This is a genomic window from Amycolatopsis sp. NPDC057786 (assembly GCF_042797905.1).
Lineage (GTDB): Bacteria > Actinomycetota > Actinomycetes > Mycobacteriales > Pseudonocardiaceae > Amycolatopsis.
In genome coordinates, this window is the sequence record NZ_JBHVKW010000114.1 from 1 (window position 1) to 17,296 (window position 17,296).

Annotated in this window: 19 protein-coding genes and 1 tRNA gene; 12 read left to right on the forward strand and 8 right to left on the reverse strand. The window is 67.2% G+C overall.

Annotated features, from left to right (window positions below; all coding sequences use genetic code 11):
• Window positions 1–282: 282 nt before the first annotated feature.
• Window positions 283–1,128, reverse strand: a complete 846-nt coding sequence (locus ACFVM3_RS36135) for a fumarylacetoacetate hydrolase family protein (RefSeq protein WP_378444392.1) — start codon at window positions 1,126–1,128, stop codon at window positions 283–285.
• A 57-nt stretch (window positions 1,129–1,185) separates the two neighbouring features.
• Here ACFVM3_RS36135 and ACFVM3_RS36140 point away from each other — a divergent pair, with 57 nt between their 5' ends.
• The 9 genes from ACFVM3_RS36140 (at window position 1,186) to ACFVM3_RS36180 (ending at window position 9,673) form a co-directional block, all read left to right on the forward strand.
• Complete coding sequence (locus ACFVM3_RS36140; protein WP_378444393.1) at window positions 1,186–1,887, forward strand: FadR/GntR family transcriptional regulator; 702 nt, start codon at window positions 1,186–1,188, stop codon at window positions 1,885–1,887.
• Window positions 1,888–1,902: 15 nt separating this feature from the next.
• The gene (locus ACFVM3_RS36145; RefSeq protein ID WP_378444394.1) at window positions 1,903–3,144 is read left to right on the forward strand and encodes a DUF3500 domain-containing protein; all 1,242 of its coding nucleotides are present in this window, start codon (window positions 1,903–1,905) and stop codon (window positions 3,142–3,144) included.
• A 29-nt stretch (window positions 3,145–3,173) separates the two neighbouring features.
• Window positions 3,174–3,905, forward strand: a complete 732-nt coding sequence (locus ACFVM3_RS36150) for an IclR family transcriptional regulator (RefSeq protein WP_378444395.1) — start codon at window positions 3,174–3,176, stop codon at window positions 3,903–3,905.
• A gap of 108 nt (window positions 3,906–4,013) precedes the next feature.
• Window positions 4,014–5,051 carry an aromatic ring-hydroxylating dioxygenase subunit alpha gene (locus tag ACFVM3_RS36155; RefSeq protein ID WP_378444396.1) on the forward strand — a complete coding sequence of 346 codons (1,038 nt, stop codon included), beginning with the start codon at window positions 4,014–4,016 and terminating at the stop codon, window positions 5,049–5,051.
• Entirely contained in the window at window positions 5,048–5,239 is a 192-nt protein-coding gene (locus ACFVM3_RS36160) for a hypothetical protein (protein WP_378444397.1), read from the forward strand. Before ACFVM3_RS36155 ends, ACFVM3_RS36160 begins: the two co-directional genes overlap by 4 nt.
• Window positions 5,236–6,207, forward strand: coding sequence for a PDR/VanB family oxidoreductase (locus tag ACFVM3_RS36165; RefSeq protein ID WP_378444398.1), 972 nt, complete (start codon window positions 5,236–5,238; stop codon window positions 6,205–6,207). The genes ACFVM3_RS36160 and ACFVM3_RS36165 overlap by 4 nt, the downstream gene beginning before the upstream one ends.
• Window positions 6,208–6,223: 16 nt before the next feature.
• Window positions 6,224–7,426, forward strand: coding sequence for a cytochrome P450 (locus ACFVM3_RS36170; RefSeq protein ID WP_378444399.1), 1,203 nt, complete (start codon window positions 6,224–6,226; stop codon window positions 7,424–7,426).
• A gap of 58 nt (window positions 7,427–7,484) precedes the next feature.
• Window positions 7,485–8,807: an MFS transporter gene (locus ACFVM3_RS36175; protein WP_378444400.1), complete on the forward strand. Its 1,323-nt coding sequence runs from the start codon at window positions 7,485–7,487 to the stop codon at window positions 8,805–8,807.
• A 113-nt stretch (window positions 8,808–8,920) separates the two neighbouring features.
• A complete protein-coding gene (locus ACFVM3_RS36180; RefSeq protein ID WP_378444401.1) occupies window positions 8,921–9,673 on the forward strand; it encodes a hypothetical protein in 753 nt (250 codons plus the stop codon).
• 204 nt (window positions 9,674–9,877) lie between these two features.
• On the opposite strand, the gene ACFVM3_RS36185 is transcribed toward ACFVM3_RS36180, so the two are convergent.
• From ACFVM3_RS36185 to ACFVM3_RS36195, 3 genes are read right to left on the reverse strand one after another with little or no spacing between them, the layout of a single operon-like run.
• A complete protein-coding gene (locus ACFVM3_RS36185; protein ID WP_378444402.1) occupies window positions 9,878–10,531 on the reverse strand; it encodes a hypothetical protein in 654 nt (217 codons plus the stop codon).
• Window positions 10,528–10,692: a hypothetical protein gene (locus tag ACFVM3_RS36190; protein ID WP_378444403.1), complete on the reverse strand. Its 165-nt coding sequence runs from the start codon at window positions 10,690–10,692 to the stop codon at window positions 10,528–10,530. Before ACFVM3_RS36190 ends, ACFVM3_RS36185 begins: the two co-directional genes overlap by 4 nt.
• A 27-nt stretch (window positions 10,693–10,719) precedes the next feature.
• The gene (locus tag ACFVM3_RS36195) at window positions 10,720–10,908 is read right to left on the reverse strand and encodes a hypothetical protein (protein WP_378444404.1); all 189 of its coding nucleotides are present in this window, start codon (window positions 10,906–10,908) and stop codon (window positions 10,720–10,722) included.
• A 583-nt stretch (window positions 10,909–11,491) separates the two neighbouring features.
• On the opposite strand from ACFVM3_RS36195, the gene ACFVM3_RS36200 reads away from it, so the two are divergent.
• The gene (locus ACFVM3_RS36200; RefSeq protein ID WP_378444405.1) at window positions 11,492–11,974 is read left to right on the forward strand and encodes a hypothetical protein; all 483 of its coding nucleotides are present in this window, start codon (window positions 11,492–11,494) and stop codon (window positions 11,972–11,974) included.
• A 290-nt stretch (window positions 11,975–12,264) separates the two neighbouring features.
• Here ACFVM3_RS36200 and nhaA read toward each other — a convergent pair whose 3' ends face one another.
• The 3 genes from nhaA to ACFVM3_RS36215 form a co-directional block, all read right to left on the reverse strand.
• Window positions 12,265–13,569 carry a Na+/H+ antiporter NhaA gene (nhaA, locus tag ACFVM3_RS36205; protein WP_378444406.1) on the reverse strand — a complete coding sequence of 435 codons (1,305 nt, stop codon included), beginning with the start codon at window positions 13,567–13,569 and terminating at the stop codon, window positions 12,265–12,267.
• A gap of 321 nt (window positions 13,570–13,890) precedes the next feature.
• Window positions 13,891–14,382 (reverse strand): hypothetical protein, encoded by a 492-nt coding sequence (locus tag ACFVM3_RS36210; RefSeq protein WP_378444407.1) that lies wholly within the window; start codon window positions 14,380–14,382, stop codon window positions 13,891–13,893.
• A gap of 588 nt (window positions 14,383–14,970) precedes the next feature.
• On the reverse strand, window positions 14,971–15,702 hold the full coding sequence (locus ACFVM3_RS36215; RefSeq protein WP_378444408.1) for a TetR/AcrR family transcriptional regulator: 732 nt from the start codon (window positions 15,700–15,702) through the stop codon (window positions 14,971–14,973).
• On the opposite strand from ACFVM3_RS36215, the gene ACFVM3_RS36220 reads away from it, so the two are divergent.
• Window positions 15,689–16,711 (forward strand): NADPH:quinone oxidoreductase family protein, encoded by a 1,023-nt coding sequence (locus ACFVM3_RS36220; protein WP_378444409.1) that lies wholly within the window; start codon window positions 15,689–15,691, stop codon window positions 16,709–16,711. The genes ACFVM3_RS36215 and ACFVM3_RS36220 overlap by 14 nt on opposite strands.
• Window positions 16,712–16,770: 59 nt before the next feature.
• Window positions 16,771–16,935, forward strand: coding sequence for a hypothetical protein (locus tag ACFVM3_RS36225; protein ID WP_378444410.1), 165 nt, complete (start codon window positions 16,771–16,773; stop codon window positions 16,933–16,935).
• 207 nt (window positions 16,936–17,142) lie between these two features.
• Here ACFVM3_RS36225 and ACFVM3_RS36230 read toward each other — a convergent pair.
• Window positions 17,143–17,215: transfer RNA gene (locus tag ACFVM3_RS36230), tRNA-Asn, on the reverse strand.
• Between the last annotated feature and the right edge of the window lie 81 nt (window positions 17,216–17,296).

Consider the following 17,296-nt stretch of genomic DNA (forward strand, 5'->3'; position numbering starts at 1 on the left):
GGGGGGGGGGGGGGGGGGGGTGGGGGGCGGGGGGTTTGGGCTTGGCCCCCCACCCCCCCCCCCCCCACCACCGGTACCGGCCACGCCACCTTGGCTCCGGCCTGGGGTTCTGGAGGTGTGCCGCGAAAGCCACTTTCGGGGACGTCAGACGTCTCGAAAGTGGCTTTCGCGACATGATCCCAGGCTCCCGTCCGGCGTCACGACCGACGTTGCGAAAGCCACTTTCGCAACCCCCGGCCAAGCCCGCCCCGGCCCCGGTGGGCAAGACGGGAGCCTTCTCACCTAGGCCAGGCGGTGCTCGCTGCCGACGATCGGGTTCCGGAGGACGCCCAGCCGGTCCACCTCGACCTCGACCACGTCCCCCGGCCGCAGCAGCCACGGCGGCGTGCGCGCGTAGCCAACCCCGGACGGCGTGCCCGTGGCCAGCAGGTCACCGGGACGCAGGGTCATCGTCCGCGAGATATGCGCGAGGGTTTCCCCGACGTGGTAGACCATCTCGGTGGTCGAGCCGTCCTGGACGGTCTCGCCGTTGACGCGGGTCCGGACCCGGAGACCGTCCCGCAGATCACCGACCTCGGCCGCCGGGACCATCGGCCCCAGCGGCCCGGAACGGTCCGCGTTCTTGCCGAGAATCCACTGGGACGTCAGTTTCTGCGCCCGCCGCGCGGTGATGTCGTTGAAGGTCGAGTATCCGACGACGGCCGCCAGCGCCTCCTCGGGCCCGGCGTCCACGAGGGTCCGCCCGACCCAGGCGACGATCTCGCCTTCCCAGTCGAGGCCGTCTTCGTTCGACGGCACTGGTACTTCGGCCCCGCCGACGGTCAGCGACCGCGTCCACCGCGCGAACAACGTCGGATACTCGGGCAACTCCTGATCCCGGTAAGAACCCTCGGCGACATGCTTGAGGTAGTTCAGCCCGATGCACAGCACCCGCGCGCCGGGCAGAACCGGCGGCACCAGCGTGACGGCGTCGACGGCCAGCGTCTCCCCCGCCGCCTGCCCGCCGACGCGGACCTCGGGCTCGGCCCAGAACTCCTCCAGCCCGCAGATGACGGTGACCTGCGCGCCGTCCTCGGACAGGCTCGCCACGTCGACACCGCCCGCGCGGGCCACTCCCACAATCCGCATGTCACTCCTCGGTCGATAACTCTGTAAACGTTACAGACTTTATGATTGACTAGCACTATGACCGAGTTGTTCGCAGGACTCAAGGTCGCGAGCGCGACGCCCCGCACCAGGGCCGAGCAGCTCGCCGCCGCCGTGGAGGCCCGCGTCCGCACGGCCGGGCTGGCCGCCGGCTCACCGGTCGGCACGATCGAGGCGCTCCAGCGCGAATCCGGGCTGGCCAGGGCGACCGTGAACGAAGCCGTCCGGCTGCTGGCCGACCGCGACGTACTGGTCATCCGGCCCGGCCGGGGCGGCGGCCTGTTCGTCGCGGATCAAGGGCCGGTCGTCCGGATGCGGCGCACCCTGCTCGGCATCCGCGAAGACGCCCAGGAGGAGGTGGCCGACGCGGTCGAGCTGCGCAATCACCTCGAAGTCCTCATCGACGTCGGGGCCGCCCGCTGTCGCCGCGAGGCGGACATCCCCGGGCTGCGGTCCGCCGTGGCCACGATGGCGGACGCCCCGGACTGGGACGCGTTCGTCCGGGCGAACTGGGCGCTGCACGAACGCATCGCCGCACTGTGCCCCAACGCCATGGCCCGCGCGGTGTATCTCGGCACACTCGGCCACCTCGGCTCGACCAGCCCACGGCTGGACGCCACGGACGCCGCGGCCTACCGCGCGGAACGGCTGCGGATCCACGCGGACCTGGTCGACGCGATCGCCGCCGGGGACGAGACCGCCGTCCGCGCCGCCGTCGCCCGGCACAACTCCACCGACTGAGCAGGAAGGAGCCCCGTGTCCGCCGAATTCCGCCGGTTCCTGTACCCGCCGGACTCACCGCGTATCACCGAACTCAAGGGCTTGGACGCCTACGAGTACCGGGAGGCGGCGAAACGAGACCCGTTCACCGGCGGGTTGATCCGCGGCTGGAAACCGTTGCAGTTGAACGAATTCCGCGGGATCACCGAAGACGGCACGCTGCGCTCCGACTGTCATCGGCTCACCCCCGCGCTGCCCGGCGAGGAGGCACCGGTCGCCGCGATGATCGAGGCCGCGCTCGCGCTGGAGGCCGCGCTCGACGACGACGGCCGTCGCGCGCTGAACCATCCGGTGGACGCGGTCGAATGGCAGACCTGGGCGAATCCGGAGTTCCTGCAGTTCGACACCGGCATCAGGCTGGAGTTCCAGCCCGCCGAAGTACGGCGGCGGGCGCTGGATCTGGTGCGCGCTTCGCTGAGCCCCGAAGGCTTTTCGCTGGTGCACGGCATGATGCTGATCAACGGCTTCCTCGGCGAGGTGGTCGGTCTGGAGAGCATCCTCAACGAGTTCAGCTACAACGTCGCGCTGTACGGCAGGCCCGACCCGGTCGCGCCGTGGGGCTGGCAGCTGTTCGGGCATCACTGCGCGGTCAACTGTCTCGTGGTCGAGGGCCGGATGGTGGTGAGCCCGATCTTCCTCGGCGCCGAGCCCAACGAGATCGACGAGGGGCCGCACGCCGGCGTCACCGCCTTCACCGAACGGATCCGGCTGGGCACCGACCTGATGGCCGCGTTGCCCGCGGACCAGCGCCGCGCCGCGGTCATCTACCGGCGGATGGTGGATCCGGACATGCCGCAAGGGCGGGTACATCCGGGCGACGAACGTCACCTGGCAGGCGCCTTCCAGGACAACCGCGTCATCCCGGTCGAAGGCATCCGGGTCGCCGACATGCCCGGGGACGCCCGGCGTATCGTGCTCGACATCGTGGAGACCTTCGTCTCGCCGCTGCCTTCCGGACCGCGAGCCGCCAGGATGCGCGAGGTCCGGTCGTGGCTCGGTGAGACCTGGTTCAGCTGGATCGGCGGACACGAACCCGGTGACGTCTTCTACTACCGCGTCCAGTCGCCGGTGATCATCGCCGAACTCGACCACCACTGCGGGGTCTTCCTCGACTACGACACCCCGAAGCCGTTCCACATCCACACCGTGCTGCGGACACCGCACGGCAACGATTACGGCCGCGCCTACGTGCGGGCCTGGCAGGCGCGACAACGGTGAGAGGTCGCCGTCCCGGCCGCACGGGGTCCGTGGTCGGTCGCACGTTCCAGGTGCTGGGCTCGTTCACCGTGGAGCGCCCGGCACTGAGCCTCAGCGAAATCGCCCGCCGCGCGGACATGCCACTGTCCACAGTGCACCGGATGCTGAACGAGCTGAGTTCCTGGGGAGCCGTCGAGCGAGGCGAAGACGGGTTGTACCGGGTCGGGCTGCGCCTCTGGGAACTCGGCGCCCTGGCACCACGCGGACAAGGGCTACGCGAGCGGGCACTGCCCTTCCTCGAAGATCTTTCCCAGATCACGAAGGAGAACGTGCAACTCGCGGTACGGGAAGGCACCGAGGTCGTCTTCATCGAACGCATCGCCGGCTCCGGGGCCGTCTCCGTACTGACCAGGGTCGGCGGGCGGTTCGCGCTCACCGCGACCGGCGTCGGCCTGGTGCTGCTCGCCCACGCCCCCGCCGAAGTGCAGGACGAGGTGCTAAGCGGACCGATCGAACGCTATACCCGCAAGACGGTCACCGACCCCGGGGAATTGCGGCGGATGCTCGCCGACGTCCGCACCAACGGCTTCGTCATCAGCGACCGGCAGGTCACGCTGGATTCCCTGTCGGTCGCCGCGCCGATCGACGACGGCCGCGGGCAGGTCATCGCGGCGGTGTCCCTCGTCGTCCACCATGCCGGCACCAAACCGCACGCGCTGGCTCCGCTGGTGCGCACCAGCGCACGCGCGATCTCCCGTGCCCTGATCGCACCGATCCGCTAGGCCGGAAAGTCTTCCATCTTTTGGAAAGGCTGTTCGGCGCGGCAGGTCGCTCCCGTCAGGCTGGCCCACAGCTTCCCGGCTACGGCCTCAAGGACGAGGAGACCGACCATGACCACCACCATTCCGCGGAACCAGTGGTACGTCGCCGCCTACAGCACCGAGATCAAGCAGGAACTGTTCTCCCGCACGATTTGCGACGAGCCCATCCTCTTCTGGCGTACCCGCGGCGGCGAGGTCGCCGCGATGTCCGATCGCTGCGTGCATCGGCGCTTCCCGCTCTCCCAGGCACCTTCACGGCTCGTGGACGACCAAGTGATCTGTGGTTACCACGGCTTCACCTACGGCACCGACGGCAACTGCGTCTCGGTGCCGGGCCAGAACCGCGTCCCGCGCACCGCTCGCCTGCGCCGATACCCGCTGGCCGAGCAGGATTCGCTGGTCTGGATCTTCATCGGCGACCCGGCCGAGGCCGACGTGTCACGCATCCCGAGGGTGCCCTATCTCGATTCGCCCGACTACACCACGGTCCGGGGGATGGAGCCGCTGAAGGCGCGCTATTCGCTGCTGGTCGACAATCTCCTGGACCTGTCGCACGAGACGTACCTGCACGGCGGTTACATCGGTACGCCGGAGGTGGCGGAAACACCGATCACGACCGAGGTCGACGAAGACGCCGGCATCGTCTACGTCTCGCGCCACATGGACGACGCGGAATGCCCGCCGTTCTACGCGAAATCGACCGGGCTGCAGGGCAGGATCGCGCGCTGGCAGGACATCGAATACACGCCACCGTGTCTGTACAAACTGCACAGCCGCATCGCTCCGCTCGGCTCGGTCCCCCGCCTCGACGGGAGCGACCCGGACGCCTTCCACGTCGAGGTGGTGTACGCGATCACCCCGGAGACCGAACACTCCACCCACGACTTCTGGGCCGTCGCCCGCGACTTCGCGCTCGGTGACGACGAAGTGTCGAAGTTCCTCGCCGAGAACAACCGCACCGTGGTCCTTCAGGACGTCGTGGCGCTCGATGTCCTGGAGCAGGTCGTCGCGGCCGAACCCGAGGGCTATCAGGAACTGTCGGTCAACATCGACACCGGCGGCCTCGCGGCGAGGCGGATGCTCCAGCGCATGACGGCCACGGCATGACCGGCGTCCCCGCGAACCGGCCGATGCTGTCCGGCGACCGCGTGTTCCGCATCCATTGGGTGCTGGGCACCGACCGGCTGCGCGCGGTGTGCCACTGCTCCGCCGAACGCGAGTTCGAGGACCCCGTCCAGCTGTGGGAATGGCTGCTGGGCCATCCCGGCGAACACGAAACGGCCGGTGACCGATGAAGAACGCGCCCCACACCGAGCACGAACTGGACCTGGTGCTCGAACGCAAGGAAACCCTCGCGGACAACGTCGTCCGGCTGACCCTGCGGAGTCCGGACGGACGCCCCCTTCCCGCCTGGGAACCGGGCGCACACCTCGACCTCGTGCTGGATTCCGGTCTCGTCCGCCACTATTCGCTGTGCGGTGATCCGCGGGACTCGTCGGTTCTCCAGGTGGCCGTGCTCCGGGAAGAGACCGGGCGCGGTGGGTCGCGGTACGTGCACGACACCCTCACCGAGGGACAGCGAGTGCACGTTCGCGGTCCCCGCAACCACTTTCCCTTGGTGGAGGCCAAGCGCTACCTGTTCATCGCGGGCGGTATCGGCATCACGCCGATCCTGCCGATGATCGCGCGAGTGGCCGCGACCGGTGGCGATTGGCGTCTCCTCTACGGCGGCCGGACCCGCTCGTCGATGGCTTTCCGCGATGACCTGGAAACGCGCTACCCCGAGCACGTCGAGATCCACCCGCAGGATGAACGAGGGCTGCTCGACTTGCCTGCCCTGCTCGCCGGGGGCGAGGAGGACGCCGAGACGGCGATCTACTGCTGCGGGCCGGAGGGCCTGCTCACCGCGGTCGAACGACACTGCGCGGACCGACCGGCCGGTGTCCTGCACGTCGAACGCTTCGCGCCGAAGGAGGGCAGCGCCGACGGTCCCCGCACGGCCTTCGAGGTCGAACTGGCGCGGACCGGCACCGTACTGGCGGTACCGGCCGGCCGCTCCATCCTCGACGTCGTCGAAGAATCCGGGGTGCCTGTCCTTTCTTCGTGTCAGGAAGGCACCTGCGGCACCTGCGAAACCCCTGTGCTGTCGGGAAAACCTGATCACCGCGACTCACTTCTCACCGACGAGGAACAGGACGCCGGGGACACGATGATGATCTGCGTGTCCCGTTCGTGCTCGCCCCGGCTGGTCCTCGATCTCTGACGAGCAGGAGACAACGATGTCCGCTCTGCCCAGTGCGATCGAAGTACTCGACATCGATCCGTTCACCGACGAAAACCTCGCCGATCCGTATCCGATGCACGAGCGGCTCCGCGAAGCCGGACCGGTCGTCTACCTCGAGCGCTACCGGGTGTGGGCCATGGCCCGGCACGCCGAGGTCTACGCCTCCTTGACCGACCACGACACCTTCTGCTCCAGCCGCGGGGCTGGGCTTTCCGACTTCCACAAGGAAAAGCCCTGGCGACCGCCGAGTCTGCTGCTGGAGGCCGATCCTCCCGCGCACACCGTCGCCAGGGGTGCGATGGGCAGGGTGATCTCCGCGAGTACGGTGCGCGGATTCCGCGAGACCTTTCGTGCGGAGGCGGAAGAACTCGCCGACAAGCTCGTTGCGCTGCGGCGGTTCGACGCCATCACCGATCTCGCCGAGCGATACCCGCTGAAGGTCTTTCCCGACGCGGTCGGACTTCCCGAGGAGGGCCGGGAAAACCTTCTGCCCTATGGCGCGCTGGCGTTCAACGCCTTCGGCCCCCACAACCACCTGCTCGAGCGAGCGTTGGCAGGCGCCGCACCCGTACAGCGATGGATCCAGGACAGCTGCCGACGCGACGCGCTCGCGCCCGGCGGACTCGGGTCGAAGCTGTGGGACGCCGCCGATCGCGGCGAGATCACCCACGAGCAAGCTCCCCTGCTGGTCCGGTCGCTGCTGTCGGCCGGCGTCGACACGACCGTCCACGGCATCGGCAACACGATCCAGGCCCTGAGCGCCAACCCGGATCAATGGGCACGGCTGCGCGAGAATCCGGCGCTCGCGCGCTTCGCCTTCGACGAGGCGTTGCGCTACGAGTCGCCCGTGCAAACCTTCTTCCGCACCACCACGCGCGAAGCGGAGGTGGCCGGGATCGGGATCCCCGAAGGAGAAAAGGTCCTGCTCTTCCTCGGCGCGGCGAACCGTGACCCGCGCAAGTGGGGGCCGGACGCCGATCGGCTGGACATCACCCGCAAGGCCACCGGGCACGTCGCCTTCGGCATGGGCATCCACCAGTGTGTCGGCCAGCCCATCGCCCGGCTCGAAGCCGAATTGGTGCTCACCGCGCTCGCCGAGCGGGCCGCGCGCCTCGAACCCACCGCGGAACCGGTGCCCACGTTGAACAACACCTTGAAGGGCTGGAGCCGGGTGCCCCTCCTGACCCACCCCGCCTGACCTCGTTCGAGAAAGCCTTCTGTTCCGGGAAGTTCGCAGTCGACAACGGAGTGCTGCCATGAACAAACCGACCATCGCCACGCCCTCGGTGAGAGAGCTCCTCGACGACAAACCGATGACGCGTTTCCAGTGGGGCGCGATCGCCGTCTGCGTGCTGCTGAACATGCTCGACGGCTTCGACGTCGTCGTGATGGCCTTCACCGGGAAGTCCGTCTCGGCCTATTGGGGACTCAGCGGTGCCGAGCTGGGCATGCTGCTCTCCGCCGGTCTGATCGGCATGGGCGCCGGCTCCATGCTCATCGCGCCGTGGGCCGACCGGCTCGGCCGCCGCCCGATCGTGCTGAGCTGCCTGGCCGTCGCCGGTGCCGGGATGCTGCTGTCCGCGGCGAGCCAGTCGCCGCTGCAACTCGGCGCGCTCCGAGCGGTGACCGGCCTGGGGATCGGCGGCATTCTCGCGACGACCAACGTCATCTCGGCCGAATACGCGTCCGCGCGCTGGCGTGGACTGGCGGTCAGCCTGAACTCCACCGGCTACGCGCTGGGGGCGACCCTGGGCGGGTTGCTCACCGCCGTGCTGATCGGCCAGTTCGGCTGGCGGTCGGTGTTCCTCGCCGGTGGCGTCGCCACCGTGCTGTCGATCCCGCTGGTGTGGTGGAGGCTTCCCGAATCGCTGGACTTCCTGCTCGTCCGCCGGCCGACGAGGGCACTCGAACGGGTCAACGCGTTGCTGGCCCGCATGCGGCACAGCCCGCTCGCCGAGCTGCCCCCGTCTCCCGGCGCTCCGCAAGGTGTCGGCGCGGGTTACCGTGAGCTGCTCACCGCGAGACTACGGCGTAACACGCTCCTGCTCTGGGTCGTGTTCTTCTGCATCATGGCCGGTTTCTACTTCGTGACGAGCTGGACGCCGACGCTTCTGGTCGAAGCCGGTCTCTCCACGACGGCGGGCATCACCGGCGGCACGCTGCTCAACGTCGGCGGGATCTTCGGGGCCGCGCTGCTGGGTCTGCTGTCGGCACGATTCGCGCTGCGCAACGTCCTGGTCGCCTATCTCGTGGTGGCCGCCGTGCTGCTGGCGGTCTTCATCGCCTCGATCCCCACTCTCGCGCTGGCGTTCGCCTTGGCCGCGATGATCGGTGTGGTGGTCAATGGCTGTGTCGCCGGCCTGTACGCCATCACCCCAGTCGTCTACGAGCCCGCGGTCAGGTCCACCGGCGTCGGCACCGGTCTGGCGATCGGCCGCGCCGGGGCCGTGCTCGCCCCGAGTATCGCCGGGACCCTGCTCGACGTCGGCTGGACCGCCGAGCAGCTCTACATCGCCAGCGGTGCCGTCTTCGTCGTGACGGCCGCCCTGCTGCTCCTGCTCCGGGTCGGGGCACGGTGACTTCGATGGATCAGCGATCGCACGGACAGGGCTTCTCGGACCAGAGAGATATCGAGCTTGACGGTGACACAGTAGGGTCTGTGACGTACTCCCCGACCGAGAAAGAGTTGACCGTGAGCACCCCGGAAGGCCCGAGCTGGGCCGAATTCGCCGTCAACCTGGGCGAACTGCTGTACGAGTTGCCGCCGACCGCGAAACTGGTCATGCACGCGGAGGGCAACCGCTTCGCCCAGTTCTCGGCGGAGCAGGACCCGGAGTACCCCGACCTCGTCACCGATCTCTACGCGGGGCTGGTGAGCGACAAGGTCGTCGACGAGCGGTGGCGAATGTCGCCCGCCGACCACGAGAACCTGGTCGCGGCCGGATGGAAGCCGCCGTCCGATGGCCTTCCTGATTGGCACAGGTACATCTACGCTGGCAGCCCGGAAAGCTGCGCCGAACTGGCACGGCAGGTCGCCACCGCGCTGCAGACCGCGCTGCGGGTCGTGCGGCCTGCCGACCTGGTCGTCGACGGCTGGGTCGACCGGTCCGCCCGTGCCCTCACCGTGACCGGATTGGGCCTGGGGCCGGGAAAGATCGGCGAGAGCAACGCCCACGCCCTGGTCCACTACCACCTTCGGCGGGAGCGGCTCGGCGGCTCGACCAAGGGGATCAAGGCCGTCCGGATGGACACCGGCTGGATGCTGCACTACCCGCCGGGCACCCCGGCCCCCGGCGAACCGGACGACTTCGGCGACCGGAACTTCTATGTCTCCGACGACCACCTCATCGAGCGCCGCCCCCTCAACGCGGTTCCCGCCGAGTTCCAGGCAGATTTCGAACAGCGCTACCGAACCCGCAACGGCCTCAGCGTTGATGCCGGTTAGGCCCGGCATCAACGCTGAGGCCCCGTCGGTGAAAGTCGGCGCATCCCGTGTTCCGCCCATCGCGACGTGGCTTCAGTAGCACTTTCCGCCCAGCCTCAGTGCCCCGAACGGGGACGCCTGTGTCTTGGGTTCGCGCATCGCGCCTCCTTCGTCTCCCTGTCCCGGCTCACATCGGATCGGACGGTCCGGACGTTCGAGCTGTGGTCAGAGCGGGCCGTACGAGGCGTTCCCGACAGGGTCGCGCCAAGTCAGAAGATCCTCTTCAAGGAGCGCCCGGAATTGGGCATTGCTCTGCACCTTCCTACGGAAACTAGCTCGTGACCGGCCCATGATCGTGGAGGGCACCAGGAGACAGGCCACGAGGAACAGCATGATCAGGATGTACGCGCCGATCAACGCGGCCACCGTGGAGCCTTCTCGTGCACCGCCGTTGAACGCGCCGTAGCCGAACACCGCGCCAAGGACGACGCCGAAGAAGACGATCATGCTGATGCCACCTCGTGCCGAGCCCGGGCCGCGCGTGATCAGCGTGTGCCTCGTCTTCGGCAACCTGGATCGAACGCGCCGGCATCCAAGGATCCCCCCAACCAGGAGCCCGGCTCCGAAGAGTCCGAGAGCGATGAAAGGACCAAGGCCGCCGCCCATGACCATGATGAAGATCCCGGTGAGAATGAAGACCACGCCGCCTCCGATGCCTGCTCCCCAGGCTGCTGTCAAAGTGCCTTGGGCGTCTGCCAGTTCCCTCAGACGGGAGCGCGCTTCGGGCGGGCTCAGGCGGGCCAGCTCCGGAGAGAGCCAGTACTCCAACGGCCGATCCGGGCCGGGGTAGGAGCGCAAGCGCTCAGGCCGATCGTTCATCGCTTGTCATCCTTTCGGGCGAAGCCATATCGGATCAGAAGGCCGAGAAGGATCAGAACATCGAGCACGCCACCACCCCAGAGCACGATCTTCAGGTGCGAGGCCATCTTCTTCCCAGGGCTGCGATTCGCCTGTGACATGTCCGCGTAGCTCTCCTCCATCCAGCCGGAACGTCTGAGCAGCAAGACTCAAAGCCGACGAGCATCCGTAGAAAGAAGAACGACCCGAGGCAAAACGCGGCCATGAAGGCGAACCGGCCAGGCCTGCATGCCCTTCTCCCGATGCTTGAGCTTGCGCATCTGGAACACCGAGACCAGGACCACCAGCGCGACGAATCCGCCCCAACAGCTCCATGCCACGATTTGAATGGTCGTCATGGAGCGGTTTTCCCTTCATCGCTGTGACGACTTGCCGCGCAAGTCTCACCCCTCGCGAAGCAAGTCGCACAGGGTACCTTCCCTCGGTCGATTGCGTATCGATACGACGACGGGTCGGGGCCAGTGTGACAACTCTCTCAGTGGGAGTACCGGCGAGCCTATGAGCGATAGCCCCGTTCACGTCATCGACGGCACTGGCGAAGCCGACGCGCGGGCGCATTCCGCCCGAACGTTCAAATGACTTTCAGTGCGGCTCCCACAGGAGGCATGGCGGCCACGTAGCGATGCGCGTCCCCCAGCTCGGGACCAACGATGCCTGGGCATTGGAACGACAAGTCCTCAATGGACTGTTTTCGACAGGACGCAAAGTTCTGGCCGAGTCCAGCCAGTCGCCCTACTCTCTTTTGTGCGGCCGCGGCCATCACGGAGCAGGCCCCATAGAGACCGCCGCACTGGCAGCGAGAATCGCGCAGCGTCGCCAGTTCTCGCGGTCACAATCCAGCAGTGATGCTCCGCGCACAATCCGGGCGGCGAGAGCTGGAACAGGAACACTGCCCGGAATGAACGACGGAAGGAACACAGAGTGAAAACGCTTCTCGGCAGGGTTGCACTGCGAGTATTCGCAGTTGTAGCCATCCTGGCCACTCCTCTAGCCATCGGCCAGACACCGGCACAGGCCGATACGGGATGCCGGGATAGTTTCCAGCGCCCGTACCCAAGTGACAAGGGAGGCAAGAACGCCACCGTCTGGATCACTCGCGAGGCTGAATGCGGCGAGCTCAAGAACGCGCAACTTTGGGCTGTCTTCCACGCTTACGATGAGCTGCTCGTCATCTACAATTACCCCGTCGCGGGCAAGGTCTATGTCAACGTTGAGGTACTCGACCGCTACGGGAACGTCTTGGACAAGGACAGGATCACGGGGACTGAAAAGACGCACGAACTCGGAACTCCAGACGGAAGCCGCGACATTGTCGAAGGCCGCGTCGTCCGTATACAGGTATGCGGCACAATGCTCCACTCGAATAAGAAGGAATGCAGTGCGTGGGGTACAGGAGTCGCCTGATAGGTCCGTACTTGTGTTCAACGAGGCGGCGATAGTCCATTGGCTTGCATCGGGTGCTCCAGCCAGGCTGGCCCGGGGCGAGATCAACACCACGCCGAGACCTGATCACGCCGTCAAGTACCGATGAGCCGGCGCTACTGGGCCTCCACGCGACGCGACAACGCGTGGCCTCCGGCGACCACCTCGTTTCCTCTGTCGCGGGGCTCCGGGCTCAATCCGCCGGGGCCTGCGAGCCGAGAGCACAGAGCTCCCTCCGAAGCGGAGCAAACCGTGCCCGAACGTGAAGCCGTCTAGCCACGCGTTTCACCTTCATGCTGGTGCACGTCCGGGATGCCGTCGTGGTCGGAGTCGACCGACTCTTCGGCACAGATTCTGCGGTGCACCCGGTTGCGGATGCGCAGGATGATCGTGGCGACGAGACCGGCGAGCAGGGAGCCCACCAAGATCGCGATCTTCGCATGCTCGTCACTCTCGCTGCCCGCACCGAAGGCGAGGTCACCGATGAGCAGGGACACGGTGAAGCCGATGCCGCCCAGCGCGGCCAGCCCGATCACGTCGGTCCAGGCGAGGTCGCCGTGGAGCTCCGCACGGGTGAACCGGGACACGAGGTAGGTGGCCCCGGTGATGCCGACGATCTTGCCGAGCACGAGCGCGAGGACGATACCCAGCGCCACGGGGTCGAGGAGTGAATCGGCCAGGCCGCCAAGTCCACCCACGGTGACACCGGCGGCGAAGAAAGCGAATACCGGCACCACCACGGCGGCCGAGATCGGCCGGAACCGGTGCTCGAAATGCTCGGCGAGTCCTGGCCCTTCGCCGTGCTTACGGATCACCGGTACCGCGAACCCCAGCAGGACGCCGGCGACCGTGGCGTGGATTCCCGAAGCATGCACCAGCGCCCAGGTCGTCGCCGCGAGCGGAAGCAGCAGCCACCAAGATCGCACCCTGCGCTGAACCAGCACGGCGAACACGGCCAAGGGAAGCAGGGCCAGCAATAGCGGGCCGACCAGGAGCTCACGCGTGTAGAAGACGGCGATGATCACGATGGCGATCAGGTCGTCGACGACAGCCAACGTGAGCAAGAAGGTTCGTAGCGCGGACGGCAAGTGGTGCCCGATCACCGCCAAGACGGCCAAGGCGAACGCGATGTCCGTGGCTGTCGGGATCGCCCAGCCACTCAGCGCGGCCGGGTCACCGAGATTGATCGCGATGTAGATCAGAGCCGGTACGACGACGCCTCCGACAGCGGCGGCGACCGGGACCGCGGCCCGCCTCGGATCGCGCAGATCCCCGGCGACGAACTCGCGTTTGACCTCCAGGCCCGCGACGAAGAAGAAGATCGCGAGAAGCCCGTCCGCGGCCCAGGTCGCCAAGCTGAGATCCAGATGCAGAGCCGCCGGTCCTACCCGGACCTCACGCAACGCCTCGTATGCGCCTGACCAAGGGGTGTTCGCCCACACCAAGGCGACGACGGCTCCCACCAGGAGCAGAACACCACCCACGGTCTCCTTGCGGAGGATCTGCGTGACGCGCTGGGCCTCCGGCCAGGAACCACGGTCGAAAAGCCGGGCTCGAGGTGTGGCGCTCTCAGACATGGAACGCCGAGTTGCGCGATCCGGTGGCGGGAACAGTGATCATGGGCTACTCCGGGTGTGGTTCGGCTCGGCTCGCCGACCAGGCTTCCCGGCACACCACGAGGCTGAGCCTCGACGCGGACACCATACCCACGCTTACGTGTTCTTGACGAACTGAAGCTACCCGTGCCCTGTACACGACCCAGCTCCGCCATAAACTCGAAGTCGATCCTTCACGGCCTCGGCATCTCGTCACCGCGCACGGTATGGGATATCGGTTCGACCCGTAGCCCGCCGAGCCGATCGGCCCGGGAGCCCGAGCCGATCGGCGGGTGAGGCCGGTTACGGGAAGTACGGGTTGTCGTAGGCGTACTCCTTGCAAGAGTCCAGCCCCGGCCGGATGTCCGTGCACACCCGCAGCGTGGGGCCGAAGATGCCGTTGCTGTCAGAGCCCGCGATGCCCTTCCAGGTAATCGTCTTGCCGCAGCCCTCGTTGTTGTCGCGCCGCTTGCCCTGCCACTCGCTCGTCCACCCCTTGTTGATGATGAAGTAGAAGTAGACGGGGTTCCCGTCGCATTTTGCGTCCTTCAACGTGATGTCGGCCTTGAAGCTGCCCCGGCCGGTCCACGTCAGCGTCCCGCTGAAGCTCGCGCCGCCGTCCGGCGACTTCCCGGAGATGGATTTCGACTGGTCCGCCGCCGCGGATCCCGCGCCGACGAACGTTAGCGCGAGCATCATGAACATCGACACAAGGCATGCGACGACCCTCGAACGAACTCTCATGACAATCCCCTCGTGATCTGCCGGCCGGGAGAACAGGCCGCGCTCGATCATCAGGTTAACAATGTCGAGTACCGTTTTCTGTCAGGTGAACGCCCGACAGCAATGGCGGAGGACGGAAGATTGGATGCGTATTCGCCGGGAACGGGCGAGGCACCTACGATCCTGGGAACCTTTCATTCTGCTTTCCTGCCAGGAAAGCCAGTGCACCGTGGCTTTGAGTCCGATGCCCGCGCTGTTTCGCGCAGTCAGCAGGCCACCGGTTCGCGGCCGTGCGCCCGCCTGCGTCACGGACCGCAATGATGTTGGCGCCACCGCGGCAGGCGCCAGCGCCAGTGTTCTGGTCAACAACGCCGGAATCACCGGCCCGCACGGGTGCGTTCTCACCAAGGACGGCCACGAACAAACCGTCCAGGTCGACTACCTCGCCCCGTATCTGCTGCTGCTCGAAGACACACTCGACCGCTCCGAGGTGAGCCGCGTGGTGAACGTGTCCTCGTCGTTGCGCCGAGGCGGGCGGATCAACTGGAAGCGCCGCTACAACCGAGGCGCCGCGTACGCGCAGTCCAAACTCGCCCTCACCACCGCGGTCGCCGGTCAGAAGATCGTCGACGCTGGAACTGCGAGCGCCTGCGGAGTGGTCTACACGGCTGTTGTGAGTGCGGACCATCCGGCCATCGCGCCCGTGACGATGCTTTCCAGTTCGGCGCGCGTTGCACCGTCGCGAGCTTGGATCGAGAGGCCCTGCACGATGGTGGCGTAGTAGCGTGCGACGGCGTCGATGTCGGTTTCGCTCGCGTCGAGCTCACCTTCGTCGATCCCGCGTCGCAGCCGGTCTCTGATCGCGGTGAACTGCGAGCGACGGATGTCGGCCAGGAATTCGCGGACCGGTTCGTTCTCGATCGCTCCGGTGGGGGCGGCGAGGATGAGCATGCAGTAGTGCGGGGCGTCAGAGCGCGTGATCTGGTCGACGGTCGCCAGCAGCATGGCGCGGATCGCCTCGCGCGCGGCCGGGTGCTCGTCGAGCGCGTTCCGCGGTGGTGCGCCGGCGGTCGCCCCGTAGCGGTCCATCACCCGGCGGAAAAGGCTCTCCTTGCTTCCGAAGTAGGAGTAGATGCTCGCCGAGGCGATCCCCATCGCCCGAGTCAGCTCGCTGAGCGAGGTGCCCTCGTAGCCGCGCTCCCAGAACACCTCGAGCGCCCGCTGCAAGGCAGCGTCGGGGTCGAACGTGAGCGGCCGCCCGCGACTGGCCATATCGGTGCGCCTCCGTGCTTTGTTTGCCGTTCGACCAACATTAGCTTGACCGGCCCCGACCCCTGTGACAAGGTTTGTTTGTCGATCGACAAACAAACCTGATCGGATGGCCATGAACATTCCCGCAACGATGCGCGCTCTGCAGCAGTCGTCCTTGGACGGCCCCAAGGACCTTCAGCTGGTATCCGATGTGCCAGTTCCGAACCCCGGCCTGGGTGAGGTGCTGATCCGAGTCGGCGCGGCGGGCGTCAACTTCGTCGACATCTCACAGTCCCTCGGCGTGTTCGCGGGAGGGCCGCGGCCGCCATACGTGGCCGGCATCGAGGCCGCTGGCGAGGTCGTGGCGCTCGGCGAAGGCGTTTCCGGCGTCGAGCTCGGCTCTCACGTCATCGGCGTCACGATCATGGGAGGAGCGTTCGCGGAGTACGCCGTCCTGACGGCGGCCGGCAGTACACCGTTGCCGCCCGGCTGGACCGACGAGCAGGCGCTGGGGATGGTCGTGTCCTGGCCGACCGCGTTGGCCGCGCTGAAGCCGCTCGGGCAGATCGAGGCGGGGCAGACAGTGCTGATCCATGCGGCCGCGGGTGGAACCGGCCAAGTGGCCGTGAAGCTGGCCAAGCATTACGGGGCGACGGTGATCGCGGCGGCATCTCCCGAGAAGCACGCCGTAGTCAAGGAGCTGGGCGCGGACCACTTCCTTGACTCGGGCAGCAGTGACCTCGCCGCAGAAGTCCTTCGACTCACCGGAGGCAACGGCGTCGACCTCGTGCTGGAGTCAGCCGGCGGCGCGACCCTTGAGACGAGTCTGACAGCCACCAAGCGGATCACGGGCCGCGTCGTCGTGTTCGGCCTCGCAGGCGGCGAGGCGTCGATCACCAACTGGGACCTCGTCTACAAGCACCAAGTCCACCTCATCGGACTGAACATCGGCATCCTGATCCAGTCCACGCCGCACATCTTCGGCGAGGTGATGGGAGAGATGTTCGGCCTCATCGCGGGCGGAGTCCTCAGCCAAGGGACTCCTACCGTGCACGAGTTGGCGGACGGCCCGCAGGCCCTCCAGGATCTCGAAGCACGCACTACCGTCGGCAAACTCGCGCTCGCTCCTTCCGCGTCACTCTCGGCGTAGTCGCCGGCCGAGGACGGAAGAACATCGCCGAACGGCCCGGCCAGATGGTGCATATCGACGTGAAGAAGACACGCGGCGCGAAGACCGGCCGACACCAGCGGATCACGCTGTCGGCACAGCGGCGGCCGCTGGATGACCGGCTGGACATGCTCTGGCATCGCCGATTGACGATGGACCTCCGGCATCCGTTGGGGGACAACACGCTGATCGGCCTGGCAGGGTGACGGGGCGGGTGGATCTGGCGCCCGGTGCGGCGCTGGTGCCGGACGGCACCGAGTGAACGGGCGAGCTTGCCGAGCCACATGCGGGCCGGGTCGTGCTGTTGTCGGCGGAAGGCAGCGGATGCCAAAACGACACTAAATCGCCCCGAGTGCCCAGACACGAAGAAAGCCCAGGCCGCCTGGCCTGGGCTCTTCTGAAGGAACTCTGTGCTCCCCCGCTTGGACTCGAACCAAGAACCCTCCGGTTAACAGCCGAATGCTCTGCCAGTTGAGCTACAGGGGATTGTGCTCCGTACCGGCCGGATCGCTCCGACCGATGAGAGAACTTTAGCCCATGCCCTTGGCGGCCGCGCACCCACCCCCC